Annotated in this window: 13 protein-coding genes; 8 read left to right on the top strand and 5 right to left on the bottom strand. The window is 73.7% G+C overall.

Going from position 1 to position 16012, the window contains the following annotated elements; all coding sequences use genetic code 11:
- Nucleotides 1-57: 57 nt before the first annotated feature.
- Genes EIY87_RS06410 through EIY87_RS06400 form a run of 3 tightly spaced genes read left to right on the top strand, consistent with a single transcriptional unit; the run spans nucleotide 58 to nucleotide 3966 of the window.
- A complete protein-coding gene (locus EIY87_RS06410) occupies nucleotides 58-1857 on the top strand; it encodes a Xaa-Pro dipeptidyl-peptidase (RefSeq protein WP_125306732.1) in 1800 nt (599 codons plus the stop codon).
- Nucleotides 1857-2519, top strand: coding sequence for a YdcF family protein (locus EIY87_RS06405; protein WP_125306731.1), 663 nt, complete (start codon nucleotides 1857-1859; stop codon nucleotides 2517-2519). The genes EIY87_RS06410 and EIY87_RS06405 overlap by 1 nt, the downstream gene beginning before the upstream one ends.
- Before the next feature lie 49 nt (nucleotides 2520-2568).
- Nucleotides 2569-3966 (top strand): FAD-binding oxidoreductase, encoded by a 1398-nt coding sequence (locus tag EIY87_RS06400; RefSeq protein ID WP_125306730.1) that lies wholly within the window; start codon nucleotides 2569-2571, stop codon nucleotides 3964-3966.
- 1 nt (nucleotide 3967) lies between these two features.
- Here the strand turns inward: EIY87_RS06400 and EIY87_RS06395 are convergent, their stop codons facing one another.
- Both EIY87_RS06395 and EIY87_RS06390 read right to left on the bottom strand, forming a co-directional pair.
- On the bottom strand, nucleotides 3968-4609 hold the full coding sequence (locus EIY87_RS06395) for a response regulator (protein WP_125306943.1): 642 nt from the start codon (nucleotides 4607-4609) through the stop codon (nucleotides 3968-3970).
- Complete coding sequence (locus EIY87_RS06390; RefSeq protein ID WP_125306729.1) at nucleotides 4606-5721, bottom strand: sensor histidine kinase; 1116 nt, start codon at nucleotides 5719-5721, stop codon at nucleotides 4606-4608. The genes EIY87_RS06395 and EIY87_RS06390 overlap by 4 nt, the downstream gene beginning before the upstream one ends.
- 95 nt (nucleotides 5722-5816) lie before the next feature.
- Here EIY87_RS06390 and EIY87_RS06385 point away from each other — a divergent pair, with 95 nt between their 5' ends.
- Nucleotides 5817-6671: a M23 family metallopeptidase gene (locus tag EIY87_RS06385; protein WP_125306728.1), complete on the top strand. Its 855-nt coding sequence runs from the start codon at nucleotides 5817-5819 to the stop codon at nucleotides 6669-6671.
- A 158-nt stretch (nucleotides 6672-6829) separates the two neighbouring features.
- Nucleotides 6830-7870 (top strand): DUF4192 domain-containing protein, encoded by a 1041-nt coding sequence (locus EIY87_RS06380; protein WP_125306727.1) that lies wholly within the window; start codon nucleotides 6830-6832, stop codon nucleotides 7868-7870.
- Nucleotides 7871-7910: 40 nt separating this feature from the next.
- Here the strand turns inward: EIY87_RS06380 and galE are convergent, their stop codons facing one another.
- The 3 genes from galE to EIY87_RS06365 all read right to left on the bottom strand — a co-directional run bounded on the left by galE (nucleotide 7911) and on the right by EIY87_RS06365 (nucleotide 10897).
- Nucleotides 7911-8900: a UDP-glucose 4-epimerase GalE gene (gene galE / locus EIY87_RS06375; RefSeq protein WP_125306726.1), complete on the bottom strand. Its 990-nt coding sequence runs from the start codon at nucleotides 8898-8900 to the stop codon at nucleotides 7911-7913.
- A gap of 99 nt (nucleotides 8901-8999) precedes the next feature.
- Nucleotides 9000-10184 (bottom strand): galactokinase, encoded by a 1185-nt coding sequence (gene galK, locus EIY87_RS06370; RefSeq protein WP_125306725.1) that lies wholly within the window; start codon nucleotides 10182-10184, stop codon nucleotides 9000-9002.
- On the bottom strand, nucleotides 10181-10897 hold the full coding sequence (locus tag EIY87_RS06365) for a metal-dependent transcriptional regulator (RefSeq protein ID WP_086865273.1): 717 nt from the start codon (nucleotides 10895-10897) through the stop codon (nucleotides 10181-10183). Before EIY87_RS06365 ends, galK begins: the two co-directional genes overlap by 4 nt.
- A 213-nt stretch (nucleotides 10898-11110) precedes the next feature.
- Here EIY87_RS06365 and EIY87_RS06360 point away from each other — a divergent pair, with 213 nt between their 5' ends.
- The 3 genes from EIY87_RS06360 (at nucleotide 11111) to EIY87_RS06350 (ending at nucleotide 15904) form a co-directional block, all read left to right on the top strand.
- A complete protein-coding gene (locus tag EIY87_RS06360; RefSeq protein ID WP_125306724.1) occupies nucleotides 11111-11956 on the top strand; it encodes a sulfurtransferase in 846 nt (281 codons plus the stop codon).
- Nucleotides 11957-12050: 94 nt separating this feature from the next.
- The gene (locus EIY87_RS06355) at nucleotides 12051-13220 is read left to right on the top strand and encodes an acetoin utilization protein AcuC (RefSeq protein WP_125306723.1); all 1170 of its coding nucleotides are present in this window, start codon (nucleotides 12051-12053) and stop codon (nucleotides 13218-13220) included.
- A gap of 2 nt (nucleotides 13221-13222) precedes the next feature.
- Nucleotides 13223-15904, top strand: coding sequence for a bifunctional acetate--CoA ligase family protein/GNAT family N-acetyltransferase (locus tag EIY87_RS06350; protein ID WP_125306722.1), 2682 nt, complete (start codon nucleotides 13223-13225; stop codon nucleotides 15902-15904).
- Nucleotides 15905-16012: the final 108 nt, after the last annotated feature.

Raw genomic sequence — 16012 nt, 5'->3', positions numbered from 1 at the left:
CCGAGGCCGGGACGGAAGTCTCGGAACCCGTCCGCTTCGCCCGGCTTGGGGGTTTGAGTGAAAGCCGCAGTCGTGCTCGCCGCCGTCCTCGCACTGCCGCTGACCGCGGTCACCGCGGAAGCCGCCGGCCCGCCCGCGCCGGTGTTCTCCGGCGGCCAGGCGCAACCGGTGTTCGACCCGGCCGACGTCGTCCGCGAAGACGTCTGGGTCACCGCGCCCGTCGACAGCGACCACGACGGCGCCGACGACCTCGTGCACGCCCAGGTCGTCCGCCCGCGCGCGACCCAGCAGGGCCTCAAGGTCCCCGTCGTCTACCAGGCCAGCCCGTACTACGCCGGCGGCAACGACGTCGCCAACCACAACGTCGACGTCGAGCTCTACGCGCCCGGGTACGCCCGCGGTCCGGAAGGCCCGCGCGTCGCCGCGCACGGCGTCGGCCCGGCCGCCCCGATCACCTGGCGCTACCAGGACTACTTCACCGCGCGCGGCTTCGCCGTCGTCTACGGCGAATCGCTCGGCAGCGGCCTCTCGACCGGCTGCCCGACCACCGGCGACGTCAACGAGACGATCGGCGCGCGCTCGGTCGTCGACTGGCTCAACGGCCGCGCGGGAGCGAAGGACGCGAACGGCGCCGCGGCGAAGGCGGACTGGACGACGGGCAAGACCGGCATGATGGGCGTCTCCTACAACGGCACGCTGCCCAACGCCGTCGCGAGCACCGGCGTCGAAGGCCTCGAGACGATCGTCCCGATCGCCGCGATCTCCAGCTGGTACCAGTACTACCGCAACGACGGCGCCGTCGTCGCGGCCGGCGGTTACCAGGGCGAGGACGCCGACGTGCTCGCCGAGTACGTCTACACCCGCGAAGACCGGCAGGTCTGCCGTCCGGTGATCGACGGCCTGACCCGCGACCAGGACCGCGTGACCGGCGACTACACGCCGTTCTGGGACGTCCGCAACTACCGCAACGACGTCGCGAAGGTGCACGCGTCGGTGCTGGCGGTGCACGGCCTCAACGACTGGAACGTCAAGACCGACCAGGTCGCCGAGTGGTACGACGCGCTCAAGGCGCACGGGGTCGAGCACAAGATCTGGCTGCACCAGTCCGGGCACGCCGACCCGTACTCGCTGCGCCGCGACGTCTGGCTCGCGACGCTGAACAAGTGGATGTCGCACTACCTCTACGGCGTCGACAACGGCATCCAGAACGAGCCGAAGGCGACGATCCAGCGCGAAGACCTCTCCTGGACCGACGAGGCCGACTGGCCGGCGCCGGGCACCACCGACGTCCGCGTCTACCCGTGGCCGGGCGGCCGGTCGAAGGGCACCATCGACACGCGCAACCCGGTGCCGGGCAAGGCGGCCGTCGAAACCCTCGCCGACGACTCGTCGAAGACCATCGAGCAGCTGGCCGGCCTGGCTTCGTCCGGGAACCGCCTGCTCTACGCGACTCCGGCGGCGAAGCAGTCCGTACGGCTTTCCGGTACCGCGCGCGCCGACCTGGCGCTGGCCTTCGACCGGCCCGCGGCGAACGTCTCGGCGATCCTGCTCGACCGCGCTCCCGACGGCACGTCGCACGTGATCAGCCGCGGCTGGACCGACCCGCAGAACCGCACGTCCCCGGCCCGCACCGAGCCGGTCACGCCCGGGCAGACCTACCGGATCGGCGTCGAGCTGATGCCGAAGGACTACGTCCTGGCCGCCGGCCACCGTCTCGAGTTCCTGCTCGCCTCCAGCGACCACGACTACACGCTGCGGCCCAAGCCGGGCGCGGGGCTGGCGCTCGACCTGACGAGGACCTCGGTGACGCTCCCGGTGACGGGCGGCAAGCCCGCGCTGCGAGCCGCGTTCGGCTGATGCTGCCGAAGCACCTCCACGCCGACGTCCGGACGCTGTGGGAGTACCACGACCTGCGGCACGAGCCGCGGCGTTCCGACGTCGGCGTCGGCCTCGGCAGCCGGGACCCCGGTGTCGCCGTCCACACGGCGGAGCTGTTCCACGCCGGGCGGTTCCCGCTGATCGTGTTCACCGGGGCGAACGCGCCGACGACGGTGGACCGCTTCCCGCGCGGCGAAGCGGTGCACTACCGCGACATCGCGCTGGACCTCGGCGTCCCGGACGACGTGATCCTGGTCGAGCCGGAGGCCCGCAACACCGGTGACAACATCGCGTTCACCCGCCGGCTGCTGGCCGGGCGGGAGATCCGGTCGGTGACGCTGGTGACGCGGCCGTACCAGCAGCGCCGGGCCTACGCGACGGCGAAGCGGCTCTGGCCCGGCGTCGACGTCGTGTGCGCGTCGAAGGCGGCTTCGTTCGAAGACCACATCACCGGGGAAGAGGACGCCGACCGCGTGATCGGCATGCTCGTCGGCGAAACCCAGCGGATCACCGAGTACGCCGCGCGCGGCTTCGCGATCCCGCAGCACGTCCCGGCCGGTGTCGAGCGGGCGTCCGGCCGGCTGGCCGCAGCGGGGTTCACGCAGCGTTTGCTCCCGCGTGCCGGCGGCCACCCAATGTAACGATCACCGCAGGTCAGGCGACTCAAGGGCACCCACGAGAGGAGCCGTCATGACCTCAACCGCCGAACCCACCCTGGAGAGCTTGCGCGCCCGGCTGTCCGGGACGGTGCTCACCGCCGGCGCGCCCGGCTACGACGTCGCCCGTTCGGTCTGGAACGGCGAGATCGACCGCCGGCCCGCGGTGGTGGTGCGGCCCGCCGGTGCCGCGGACGTGGCGGAAGCGCTCGCGTACGCGCGCGAAGCGGCCCTCGACGTCTCGGTGCGCGGCGGCGGGCACAACTTCGGCGGCGCCGCCGTGGTGGACGGCGGGCTGTGCATCGACCTGAGCTCCCTCCAGGCGATCAGCGTCGACCCGGTGGGCCGCACCGCACGCGTCGGCGGGGGAGCGACGTGGGCACAGGTCGACGCCGCCACCCAGGAGCACGCGCTCGCGGTGCCCGGCGGCACGGTCAGCCACACCGGCGTCGGCGGCCTCACCCTCGGCGGCGGCTTCGGCTGGCTCACCGGCAAGCACGGCCTCTCCTGCGACAACCTGCTCTCGGCCGAGGTCGTCACCGCCGACGGGCAGATCCTGCGCGCGTCCGCCGGCGAGCACCCCGACCTGTTCTGGGCGCTGCGCGGGGGCGGCGGCAACTTCGGCGTGGTCACCGAGTTCGAGTTCCGGCTGCACCCGGTGGGCCCGCTCGTCCACCTGGCGATGTTCTTCTGGAGCCTCGAAGACGGCCCCGCCGCCCTGCGCCAGGTCCGCGACGTGCTCGAGACGCTGCCCGGCGAGATGGGGGTGCTCCTGGCCGGGCTCAACGCGCCGCCCGCGCCGTTCGTGCCCGAGGCCCACCACTTCCAGCCCGGCTACGCGCTGCTGATCGCCGGGTTCGAAGGGGCGGAGCACCACGCCGAGGCGATCCGCGGGGCGCGGTCGGGGCCGGCGCCGCTGTTCGAGTTCGTCTCGCCGATCCCGTACGTCGAGCTGCAGAAGCTGATCGACGACGCCGCGCCGTGGGGCATCCTCGGCTACGAGAAGGCCGCCTTCGCCGACGGCTTCACCGACGAGGTCATCGACGTGATCACGGAGTTCCTGCCGCGGAAGACCTCGCCGATGTCGATCATGCCGGTCTTCTCGATGCACGGGGCGTTCACCGAGCCCGGCGACGACGCGACGGCCTTCGGCGGCGCGCGGCGGAAGAGCCTGGCCGTGAACATCGCCGCGCTCGCGCCCGAGCCGGAGCCCTACGCCGCGGACCGCGCCTGGGTGCGCGACTTCTGGACGGCGCTGGTGCCGTTCACGGCCAACGCGGGCGGTTACGTCAACTTCATGGCGGAGTACGAAGAGGACCGCGTCCGGACGTCGTACGGCGCCGAGAAGTACGAGCGGCTCGCGCGGATCAAGGCGCAGTACGACCCGCGCAACGTGTTCCACCACAACGCGAACATCCCGCCCGCGAAATGACTCAGCCGGCGATGCCGGCCCGGTAGGCGAAGGCGACGGCCTGCGCGCGATCGCGCAGGCCCGCCTTGGCGAACAAGTGGTTCACGTGGGTCTTCACGGTCGCCTCGCTCACCACCAGCGTGCGCGCGATCTCGGTGTTCGACAGGCCCGCCGCGATCAGCCGCAGCACCTCGACCTCGCGCGCGGTCAGGCCCTCGACCTCCTTGACGCGCCGGGGCGCGCCGCGGGTGGCGGCCTCGACCAGGCGCCGCTGCAGCTCGCCGTCCACTGTGGACTGCCCGGCGGCGGCCGAGCGCAGTGCCCTGGCGATGGCCTCGGCGTCGGCGTCCTTGGTGAGGAACCCGCGGGCCCCGGCGCGCAACGCGGCCAGCAGCGATTCGTCGTCGGCGTACGTGGTCAGCACGACGACTTCGGTGCCCGGGTGCTCGGCGCGGACGCGCTCGGTGGTCTCCACGCCGTCGCAGCGCGGCATCCGCAGGTCCACCAGCACGACGTCGGGGTGGTGCTCGGCGACCAGGTCGAGCGCGGCGAGCCCGTCGGCGGCGGCGCCGACCACTTCGACCCCGGGCAGCAGCCCGAGCAGCGTGACCAGGCCTTCCCGGACCACCGCCTGGTCGTCGGCCAGCACGACGCGCAGGGTCACGCCGGCACCGTCAGGTGAATCCGCCATCCGTCCTCCCCCGGCCCGCTCTCCACGTGCCCGTCGAGCAGCGCGACCCGTTCGCCCATCCCGCGCAAACCGTAGCCTGCCGCGGCCGCGTCCGGCGGGCGCCTGCCCTGCCGGTCGGCCACCGTCAGCCGCACCGATCCGTCGGCGTAGTCCAGCTTGACGTCGACCTCGGCGTGCGCCGCGTGCTTGCGGGTGTTGGCCAGCGCCTCCTGCACCGCGCGGACGAGCGCGGTGCCGACCGCGGGGTCCAGCTCCCGCGGCTCGCCGGCGACTTCGAGGTCCGCGCGCGCCCCGCTGTCCAGCCGGTACGCGGCCAGGAGGTCCGCGATCGCGCGTTCCACCGGCACGGCGTCCTCGCGCAGCGCGGCCACGGCCTGCCGCGCTTCGGCGAGCCCCTCCGACGCCAGCTGCTGGGCCCGTTCGAGCTGCGCGACGGCGTCCGGGCTCGCCCCGTCGCGCACCAGCATCAGCCGCGCGCCCTGCAGGTTGAGCGAGAGGCCGGCCAGAGAGTGCGCGAGGACGTCGTGCAGCTCGCGGGCGATGCGGGCGCGTTCGGCCAGCGCGGCCGCGCGGGCGTGCTCCTCGTTGGCCGTCTGCGCGCGGGCCAGCGCCAGCTCGGTCTGCTCGAGGCGGGCGAGGCGGGCGCGCCGGTTCAGCCCCATCAGCACGACCACGGCGAGGACCGCGTACGTCGACAGGGCGGTTTCCCAGCGGTCCTGGCGCAGCACCCAGACCGTGGCGATCAGCGCGGCGTTCAGCGCGACCGCCAGCGCGATCGGCGCCGGGGCCTGCCGCAGCACCACGAAGAACGTCGTGCTGAACAGCGCGACCGACGCCCAGCTGCCGGGCAGGACCACCCACAGCGCGCCCGCGGACGCGATCACGGCCAGCGCCAGCACCGCCGACGGCGTCCGGGCGCCGAGGTCCTGGATCCACGGCATCGGGACCGACAGGGCGAGGGTGACCCCGATGAGCACCCAGGCGAGCCCGTCCGCGCGGGGCATCGCGGTGACCATCGGCACCGCGATGAGGGCCCAGCGCAGCCAGCCCTGCGCCGAGGGGAACCGGGCTCGTCGGGTCGTCATTCCGGGTGTCCTCCGCGGGTGCTTGTACGGAAAATGTACCGACGCGGGCTTCCCTTCGTGGGGTCAAGACGTCCCGTTTGTCAGGAGGTTCCCCCATGTCCAGGTTGCGACGGCTCGCCGTGCTCGCCGCCGCCGCGGCGCTGCCCGCGCTCGGCCTCACCCTCGCCGGCCAGGCGACCGCCTCGGCCGCGCCGAACTTCCAGGTGCCGTTCAAGTGCGGTGTCACGGTCACCGCCGCGACGTTCAGCGGTCACAGCCCGGCGTACTCCGTCGACTTCCAGAAGGACGGCATCACGGGCATGCCGGTGCTCGCTTCGGCCGGCGGCACGGTGACGCGCGTGGCGGACGAGGGCAGCACCAGCTACGGGAAGTGGATCGAGCTGGACCACGGCGGCGGCTGGCGGACCCGGTACGCGCACCTGTCGGCCCAGGAGGTCTCGGTCGGGCAGTCGGTGGCCGGCGGCAAGCAGATCGGCAAGGCCGGCGCGACCGGCGGCGTCACCGGCCCGCACCTGCACTTCGAGGAGCGGCTCGACGGCGTGGTGCAGAAGGCGAAGCTGAACGGCGTCGCCGTGCCGTACTACGGCCACACGAACTTCACGAGCAAGAACAACTGCGGCGGCAACCCGTACTCCGCCGAAGAGGTCTGCGGCTCGGGCTTCTCGGTCATCGACCAGCAGGGCCTGGCGAACTCCTCGGGCACGGCGTACCTGCTGTACAACGCCTCGACCCAGGCGAACTGCGTGACGACGCTGAAGGCGACGTCGCTCGGCACGGCCAGCCCGGTTTCGGCGTTCCTCGAGGTCCAGGGCTCGGCCCGGGTGACCGACTCCGGCAGCTTCACCTACTACGCGGGGCCGGTGAAGAAGGCGGCCGGGTCCACCTGTGTGAAGTGGGGCGGTTCGGTCGGGAGCAACACCTACGAGAGCGGCTTCGAGCACTGCGGGTGACCCGTGCCGGTCGGTGGGGCCGGGCAGCATAGCCCGCCCCACCGACAGGAACGGCCGGGCCGGCGGTCTCCGCCGCTGATCCGTCCACATCGGGTCCGGCCATCCACAGATTTGCCGGCACCGCCCCATCCGGCGGCGTCGTGCCCCACGGTGGAGGCATGACCACTGCCACCACGGCCGGCGGGTTGCCGGTCGACCTCCGAGACCCCGCGCTGCTCCTGGCCGCGCTCCCGTACCTGATCGGCTTCCGCCCCGCGAAGTCCGTCGTCCTGCTCGGCCACCGCGCTCCCGACGGTGATCGCGTGGGCCTGGTCCTGCGCGCCGACATCCCGCGGCGCGAAGACCGCACCCGCCAAGCGCGGGCCCTCGCTCCACGGCTCGCGGCGGGCCGCCACACGGGTGTCACCGTCGCGATCGTCGGCGGCAGGCGAAGATCCGGCAGCCCGCCGCCGCACGCGGGCTTCGTCGAGCACCTGACGACCGCGCTGGGCGAGTACGGCCTCCCGGTGCTGCACGCGCTGTGGACGCCGGGCGTCACCGCGAACGCGCCGTGGGCCTGCTACCGGGACTGCGGCGGCCGCCTGCCGGACCCCCGCGCGACAGTGGTGGCGGCGGCCGCCACCGAGGCCGGCCGGGTGGTGTTCGACAGCCGCGCCGAGCTGGCGGCGCTCCTCGACCCGCGGTGCCCGGAGGCCGTCACCCGCCGGTCGGACCTGCTGAATCGGCTGTCCGAGCCCGCCGGCTTCGATCCGGCGTCCGAGATCCGGGCCGCGTTCGACCGCGAGCGCCGTGGTGAAGGTCCGCCGAGCGACGAGCAAGCCGTCCTCCTGGCCGCCGCCCTGTCGATCCCGGCGATCCGCGACGCGTGCCTCAGCACGGCCGTCCCGGTCCACAGCACGACGGCACGGGAAGCGGAGCGCCTGTGGCTGACGCTGGTCCGCGAACTCCCGGCCCCCGAACGCGCGCAGCCCGCGGCCCTCCTAGGCTACTCGGCCTACCTGCGCGGCGACGGCACGTTCGCGGGGATGGCACTGGAGAACGCGCTGGACGCGGCCCCCGGCCACGTCCTGGCGGACCTGCTGCTGCAGGTGCTGGACCGCGGCATGCCGCCGGAAGACCTGCTCGGCCTGGCGACGTGCGCCGGCCCGGCCGGCTTCGAGCTGATCGGGCCGGACGTCGAGCCGAGTCATGCCGGGTGAGCCGCATCCCGGGCGGACTGTCGTGAGTGGACGGTCCCGCTCAGCCCCGTGCGGTGCGGCGGGACTGCGTGAACTCCCAGGCGTCGCGGACGATCCCGGCCAGCTCGGTCCGCTCGGGCTTCCAGCCGAGCTCTTCGCGGGCCCGGTCGCTGGCCGCCACGAGCACCGACGGGTCGCCCGCGCGGCGCGGGGCCACCACGGCCGGCACCGCGTGGCCGGTGACCTCGCGGCAGGCCTCGATCACCTCGAGGACGGAGAAGCCAGTGCCGTTGCCCAGGTTGTAGATGCGGTGCTCGCCCGCGGTCGCGTGCTTCAGGGCCAGCAGGTGCGCGTCCGCGAGGTCCACGACGTGGATGTAGTCGCGCACCGCGGTGTGGTCCGGCGTCGGGTAGTCGTCGCCGAAGATCGAGATGTGCTCGCGGTCGCCCGAGGCGACCTGCAGGACGAGGGGGATGAGATGGGTTTCCGTGGCGTGGCGCTCGCCGAAGGTGCCGTACGCGCCGGCGACGTTGAAGTAGCGCAGGCTGACCGCGGCCAGGCCGTGCGCGGTGGCGAAGCTGGTGATCGCGGCGTCGATGGCGAGCTTCGTGGCGCCGTAGGTGTTGGTCGGCCGGGTCGGCGCCGACTCCGGGATCGGCGACTGCTCCGGCTCGCCGTAGGTCGCTGCGGTCGAGGAGAACACCAGCCGCGGCGTGCCGTGCTCCTGCATGGCCTCGAGCAGCCGCAGCGACGTGACGACGTTGCCTTCCCAGTACTTCGCCGGCTCCGTCATCGACTCGCCGACCAGCGACTTGGCCGCGAAGTGCAGCACGCCGTCGAAGCCCTCGCGCAGCAGGCTGCCCGCCACCTCGGCGGCGTCGCCTTCGATGAACCGCGCGTCCGGGTGCACCGCGTCGGCGTGCCCGGTGGACAGGTCGTCGACCACGGTGACCTGGTGCCCGGCTTCGATCAGCCGGGCGGCGCAGACACTGCCGACGTACCCGGCTCCGCCCGTCACGACCAGCTTCAGGGCGTTGCTCTGCTCCGACACGTCCAGGCCTTTCTGCCGAGGGTGGTGGTGCGCATCAGTCTTCCCCCTCGGCGACGCGCGGGTCCGCCCGGGGGTTGCCCCGGCCGGACCCGCGCGGCCTCAGACCTCGTCGCGGCCGGCGCCGCGGGAGGGCACCGCGGTGAACATCCGCGGGCGCCGGTAGCCGGCCTTTTCGTACGCCGCTTCGACGGCCGCCTTGACCCGGCCCAGGTCGGCGTCGAGGACCAGCGCGATGGCCGAGCCGCCGAAGCCGCCGCCGGTCATCCGCGAGCCGAGCGCGCCGGCTTCCCGCGCCGAGTCGACCGCGAGGTCCAGCTCGGCCGTGGAGATCCGGTAGTCGTCGCGCATGCTGACGTGCGAGGCGTCCAGGTGCGGCCCGATTTCGGCGAGCTTCCCGGCGCGCAGCAGCTCGACCGTCTCGAGCACCCGCTGGTTTTCGGTGACGACGTGCCGCACCAGCGGCACCAGCTCGTCCGGCAGCCGGTCGAGGGCCGCGGCGAGGCCTTCGACGGTGACGTCGCGCAGCGCCTTGACCCCGAGCAGCTCGGCCGCCCGCTCGGTGCCGCGGCGGCGCTCGCCGTAGCCGCCTTCGGCGTGCGAGTGCTTGGTGCGCGTGTCGATGATCAGCACCTGCAGCCCGGCCTCGGCCAGCCCGAACGGCACCTGCTCCTGCTCGCCCGACCGCACGTCGAGGAACAGCACGTGCGACTCGGTGCAGCAGAGGGACGCCGTCTGGTCGAGCAGGCCGGTGGGCGCGCCGACGAAGTCGTTTTCCGAGCGCTGCACCCAGCGCGCCACCTGGGGCCGCGTCGGGACGCGGTCGCCGGGTGCGCCGAGCTCCAGGCCGGCCAGGCCCAGCAACGCCAGCGACACCGCGCACTCGAGCGCGTGGGAGGAGGACAGCCCCGCCCCGGACGGCACGTCCCCGGCGATGACCAGGTCGGCACCGGCGGTGAAGCCCTGGTCGCGCAGCACCCAGGCGACGCCCGCCGGGTACGCGGCCCACCCGTCGACCGTGCCCGGCGCCAGGTCGGCGATCTTGAGCTCGCCGGAGCGCTGGAGCTGGCCGTCGTCGCCGAGGGTGGCCACGGACAGGACGCCGTCCTCGCGGGGCGACGCGGCCGCGGCCAGGCGGTGCGGCAGGGCGAACGGCAGCACGAAGCCGTCGTTGTAGTCGGTGTGCTCGCCGATCAGGTTGACCCGCCCGGGCGCCGACCAGACGCCGGCGGGCGCGGTGCCGTGGACCGTGCGGAACGCCGCCACGGCCTCCGAAGCGGGGCTCACCTGGCCTGCGCCAGGACGGCGTGCAACGCGGACGTGGCGACCTGGGCGGTGGTGTCCCCGCCGGTGACCTCGATGGTGCCGCCGTTGGCCTTGCCGATGGTGACCGTGCCGCCCGGCACGATGCCGACGGACTTGAGCTCGGTCATCAGCGACTCGTCCAGCTGGACGTGCTCGGCGATCCGCCGGATCTCGACGCGGCCGCCGCCGGTGCGGGCGAACTCGTCGAGCCGGACCAGGTCGGCCTCGGCGGGCGGTGCGGGATCGCCGTCGCCCAGCTTGTCCAGGCCCGGGATCGGGTTGCCGTACGGGGACGTGGTCGGGTGGTCGAGCAGCTTGACCAGCTTGCGCTCGACGGCCTCGCTCATCACGTGCTCCCAGCGGCACGCCTCGTTGTGCACGTGCTCCCACTCGAGCCCGATCACGTCGACGAGGAGGCGCTCGGCCAGCCGGTGCTTGCGCATGACGGCGATGGCCAGTTCACGGCCGTGGTCGGTCAGCTGGAGGTGCCGGTCGTCGGCGACCACGACCAGCCCGTCACGCTCCATGCGGGCGACGGTCTGGCTCACGGTCGGGCCGCTCTGCTGCAGGCGCTCGGCGATGCGGGCGCGCAGCGGGACGACACCCTCTTCTTCAAGTTCGTAGATCGTACGCAAGTACATCTCGGTGGTGTCGATGAGATCGTTCACGCTGTCCCCTTCGTCCGCGTTGCTCATCGTAGTCGTTGGCACCGACAGCGGCGGCGGGCCAGGTGGATACGGTGCCGTCGGTTGCCGATCCGGCGGCGGCCACGGCGGAAACCGTCGCCTCGCGCGGATCGGCCGCGGACCGTCTCCGCCTGCCTTCGGCCGGATCGGCAGCAACTCGCCGGTGGGGGATATGTCCGCACCCCGGCGCGGCCGGGCGCCGGGCCGCTGCAAGATGGGAGCATGCGTCCGCTGATCAGCACCACCGACCTCGCCGCCGCGCTGGCGGGCCCGGCCGCCGGGCGGCCCGTCGTCCTCGACGTCCGCTGGCGGCTCGCCGGCCCGCCCGGCGCCGAGTCCTACCGGGAGGGCCACGTGCCCGGCGCCGTGTTCGTGGACCTCGACCGGGCCCTCGCGGCCGAGCCGGGCGAAGGCGGCCGCCACCCGCTCCCCGCCCCGGCCGACCTGCAGCGCGACCTGCGTGCGGCCGGCGTCCGCGCCGGCCACCCGGTGGTCGCCTACGACGACGCCGACGGCTCGGTGGCGGCCCGCGCGTGGTGGCTGCTGCGCTGGGCAGGCCACGAAGAGGTGGCGGTCCTCGACGGCGGTTACGCGGCGTGGTCGGCCGAAGGACACCCGGTCAGCACCGAGCAGCCGGCCCCGGAGCCCGGCGACATCGAGGTCCATCCGGGCGCGATGCCGGTCCTCGACGCGGACGAGGCAGCGGCCCTCGCCCGCGACGGCCTCCTGCTCGACGCCCGGGCCACCCCGCGCTACGCGGGCGAGACGGAACCGATCGACCCCCGCGCGGGCCACATCCCGGGCGCGGTCAACGCCCCCTTCTCCGGGCACATCGCCGAAAACGGCCGCTGGCACGCCCCGGAGCAGCTGGCGGCCCGCTTCACGGACCTCGGCCTCCGCCCGGGCGAGCCGGTCGGCGCCTACTGCGGCTCGGGGGTGACGGCGAGTTCGGTGGTCCTGGCCCTGGAACTGGCCGGCCACCCGGGCGCGGGCCTGTACGCGGGCTCGTGGTCCCACTGGTCCCGCAACCCCGACCGCCCCGCGGCGACCGGCCCCCTCCCCGGCTGAACACCGGCCTCGGTGGCCCGCTCGCCGGGCGGGCCACCCCCGGGCCACCTTTCGGCTCCGCAGAGTCCCCCGAACGGCACTACAGTCGGACACTATGTCGCCGGCCGTCGTGTGGGACTCCGCCCTTCTCGGTTATGACCTGGGCGGGGATCACCCGTTCAACCCCGTCCGGCTGGAGCTCACCGTCCGGCTGGCCACCGAGCTCGGCGTGCTCGACGACGTCCCGCTGCTCGTCCCCACCGGCGCGGGCGACGAAGAGCTGCTCCGGATCCACGCTCCCGAATACCTCGCCGCCGTGCGGGAGGCGCCGCTCGTCGGGTGGGATGTCGGGCACGGGCTCGGGACCTCCGACAATCCCGTCTTCTCCGACATGCACGACGCTTCCGCGCTCGTCGTCGGCTCCACCCTCCTCGCCGCGCGCAAGGTCGCCGAGGGCGAAGCCACCCGCGCGGTCAACATCGCCGGGGGACTGCACCACGCCATGCGGGACCGGGCGGCGGGGTTCTGCGTCTACAACGACTGCGCCGTCGCCATCTCCTGGCTGCTCGACCACGGTTTCGAGCGGATCGCCTACATCGACACCGACGTCCACCACGGCGACGGGGTCCAGGCCGCGTTCTACGACGACCCGCGCGTCCTCACGATCTCGCTGCACCAGCACCCCTTCACCCTCTGGCCGGGCACCGGCTACTCCGCCGAGACCGGGCGGGGGAAGGCCGACGGGACCGCCGTCAACATCCCGCTGCCGCCGCGGACGCGGGATCCCGGGTGGCTGCGGGCGTTCACCGCCGTCGTCCCGTCGCTGCTCGCCGACTTCGAACCGCAGCTGCTGTTCACGCAGTGCGGTGTCGACTCGCACGAAGAGGACCCGCTCGCCGACCTCTCGCTGTCCGTCGACGGGCACCGCACCATCTACGCCACCCTCCGCGACCTCGCCGAGACCTACGCCGGCGGCAAGTGGATCGCCGTCGGGGGCGGGGGCTACCAGCTGATCCGCGTGGTCCCGCGGTCGTGGACGCACCTGATCGCCACCGTTCTCGACCGGGACGTCGACCCGGCGACGCCGCTGCCGCCGGGCTGGACCGCCACCGTCGGGAAGGCCGCGCCGCACGCCGAGCTCCCGCGGGCGATGACCGATGACCGCGACACCGGGTTCAAGCCGTGGGGCGACGGTGAAGACGACCCCGTCGACATAGCCGTCCGCGACACGCGCCGGGCCGTGTTCCCCCTGCACGGCCTCGATCCGGACGACCCCAGGGACTGATGATGGCCGGCCGGGACCCCTTCGACTACCCCCGTGACTGGGAAGCCGACGTCGTGCTGTCCGACGGCGGCACCGTCCACCTGCGCCCGATCGTGCCCACCGACGCCGACGGGCTGGTCGCCTTCCACGGGAAGCTGTCCGAGCGCACGCGGTACTTCCGCTACTTCGGCGCCTACCCGCGGATCCCGGAAAAGGACCTGAAGCGGTTCTCCACCGTCGACCACCACGACCGGGTCGCGTTCGCCGCGTTCCTCGGCGACGACATCGTGGCCGTCGGCCGGTACGAGCGGCTGGACCACGGGCCGTCGGCCGAAGTCGCCTTCGTCGTGAGCGACGCGCACCAGGGGCGCGGGCTCGGCTCGATCCTGCTCGAACACCTCGCCGCGGCCGCGTCCGAGTGCGGGTTGCGCCGGTTCGTCGCGGAGGTGCTCGCCGAGAACGCCGCCATGGTGCGTGTCTTCCGCGACGCCGGCTACCAGGTCAGCCGCGAGATCGAGGAAGGCGTGCTGCACCTGGAGTTCGACATCGACCCGACCGAGGAGTCCCTCGCCGTCGCGCGCTCCCGGGAGCAGGCGGCCGAGGCGCGCAGTGTGCACAACCTGCTGCACCCGGCGTCGGTCGCGGTGATCGGCGCGTCCGCCGAGCCGGGCAAGGTCGGGCACGTCGCCTTCGTGAACCTGCTGGCCGCCGCGTTCACCGGCACCGTCTACCCGGTCAACCCGGAGCACCGCGCGATCCGGGGCGTCCGCGCGTACCCGTCGGTGCTGGACATCCCGGACCCGGTCGACCTCGCCGTCGTCGCGGTGCCCGCCGAGGCCGTCGAGTCCGTTTTGGACGCCTGCCTGGCCAAGGGCGTGAAGACGCTGCTGATCCTGTCGAGCGGGTTCGCCGAAGCCGGGCCGCACGGCCTGCACGCCGAGCTTCGGCTGGTCGGCGAGGCGCGGGCGCACGGCATGCGCGTGGTCGGGCCGAACGCGCTCGGCGTGCTCAACACCGCGCCCGGTATCCGGTTGAACGCCACGCTCGCGCCGCGCCTGCCCGGCCGCGGCCGCACCGGGTTCTTCTGCCAGTCCGGCGCGCTGGGCACCGCGATCCTCGCCGACGCCGAGTCGCGCGGCCTCGGGCTGTCGACGTTCGTCTCGGCGGGCAACCGCGCCGACGTCTCCGGCAACGACCTGCTCCAGTACTGGGAAACCGACCCGGACACCGACCTCGTGCTGCTGTACCTCGAGTCCTTCGGCAACCCGCGCAAGTTCGCGCGGCTGGCCCGTCGCCTCGCGCGGACGAAGCCGATCGTCGCGGTGAAGTCGGGCCGGCACGCGGTCCGCCCGCAGCTGGCCGCGACGTCGACGGAGATCGACGAAGCCAGCGTCCAGGCGCTGTTCGAGCAGGCCGGCGTGGTGCGGGTGGAGTCGCTGGCGCAGCTGTTCGACACCGCGCTCGTGTTCGCCCACCAGCCGCTGCCCGCCGGCCCGCGGGTCGGCATCGTCGGCAATTCCAGCGCGATCGGCCTGCTGGCCGCCGACACCGCGCGGATGCAGGGGCTGCGCCTGGCGTCGGACCCGGTGGACGTCGGCCCGCAGGCGAGCCCGGAGGACTTCGCGAAGGCGGTCGGCGAGGCGCTGACCTCGCCGGAGACCGACGCGCTGGTCGTCGTCTTCGCGCCGCCGATCGCCGTTCCCGGCACCGCGTACGCGCGCGCCCTGCGCGAGACCGTGGTCGAGCTGGGGGAGCGCAAGCCGATCGTCTCGACGTTCCTCGCGGCCGAAGGCGTACCGGACGAGCTCGCGGTGTTCACCGGCGACGGCGTGCCGACGCGCGGCTCGATCCCGTCGTACCCGAGCCCGGAACGCGCGGTGAACGCGCTCGCCAGGGTCGTCCGCTACGCCGCGTGGCGCCAGCGCCCGCAGGGCACGCTCGTGCGGCCGCGGGGGATCCACACCGAGCAGGCGCAGGGCCTCGTCCGCGAACTCCTCGACACGGAAAGCGGCAAGACGACGCTCCTGTCGGACGCCGACGTCGTGCGGCTGCTCGGCTGCTACGGCATCGACGTCGTGCCGTTCCGCATTGTGTCCACTGTGGACGAAGCGGTCGCGGCCGCGGCCGAGCTGGGCTACCCGGTGACGCTCAAGGCGGTCGACGAACGCCTGCGCGGCCGCCCCGACCTCGCCGGCGTCCGCCTCGACCTGGCTTCGGCGGACTCGGTGCGCACCGCGTACGAAACCCTGCGCGAGATCTCCGGCGACGACGACGTCTACGTCCAGCGAATGGCGCCGAAGGGCCTGTCGTGCGTGATCGGGCTGCAGGACGACCCGTCGTTCGGCACGCTCGTCTCGTTCGGGCTGTCCGGTCTGGTCAGCACACTGCTGGGGGATCGCGCCTACCGCGCGGTCCCGCTCACCGACGTCGACGCGGCCACCCTCCTGCGCGAGCCGCGAACGGCCCCGCTGCTCACCGGCTACCGCGGCGACGAGCCCGCCGACCTCGCCGCGCTGCAGGACATGGTGCTGCGCGTGGCCGCGCTCGCGGAGGACAACCCGGAGGTGCGCTCGCTGGTGCTCGACCCGATCCTGGCCTCCCCGGACGGCGCCTTCGTCGCGAACGCGCGCCTGGTGCTGGGCCTGCCCCCGACCCGCCCCGACACCGGCCCCCGCCGCCTGCGCGCGATCAACCCCCTGGACTGACATGGCTACGCCGACCTGGCATCGGAAACTGAAATGTCACCTGTTACCGACCCCGTAGTCCGGCGCACGAGCGACCCCCGCCGGCGCGGGCCGGTGCGGCCGGACCCG

The organism is Amycolatopsis eburnea, from assembly GCF_003937945.1.
Lineage (GTDB): Bacteria > Actinomycetota > Actinomycetes > Mycobacteriales > Pseudonocardiaceae > Amycolatopsis > Amycolatopsis eburnea.
This window is presented reverse-complemented; position numbering and strand designations above follow the sequence as displayed.

Coding starts and splice junctions, on each gene's coding strand:
- EIY87_RS06360 (WP_125306724.1), top strand. CDS start 11,111: ATGCGTCCGCTGATCAGCACCACCGACCTCGCCGCCGCGCTGGCGGGC.
- EIY87_RS06390 (WP_125306729.1), bottom strand. CDS start 5,721: ATGACGACCCGACGAGCCCGGTTCCCCTCGGCGCAGGGCTGGCTGCGC.
- EIY87_RS06350 (WP_125306722.1), top strand. CDS start 13,223: ATGGCCGGCCGGGACCCCTTCGACTACCCCCGTGACTGGGAAGCCGAC.
- EIY87_RS06355 (WP_125306723.1), top strand. CDS start 12,051: ATGTCGCCGGCCGTCGTGTGGGACTCCGCCCTTCTCGGTTATGACCTG.
- EIY87_RS06385 (WP_125306728.1), top strand. CDS start 5,817: ATGTCCAGGTTGCGACGGCTCGCCGTGCTCGCCGCCGCCGCGGCGCTG.
- EIY87_RS06380 (WP_125306727.1), top strand. CDS start 6,830: ATGACCACTGCCACCACGGCCGGCGGGTTGCCGGTCGACCTCCGAGAC.
- EIY87_RS06400 (WP_125306730.1), top strand. CDS start 2,569: ATGACCTCAACCGCCGAACCCACCCTGGAGAGCTTGCGCGCCCGGCTG.
- EIY87_RS06405 (WP_125306731.1), top strand. CDS start 1,857: ATGCTGCCGAAGCACCTCCACGCCGACGTCCGGACGCTGTGGGAGTAC.
- EIY87_RS06365 (WP_086865273.1), bottom strand. CDS start 10,897: ATGAGCAACGCGGACGAAGGGGACAGCGTGAACGATCTCATCGACACC.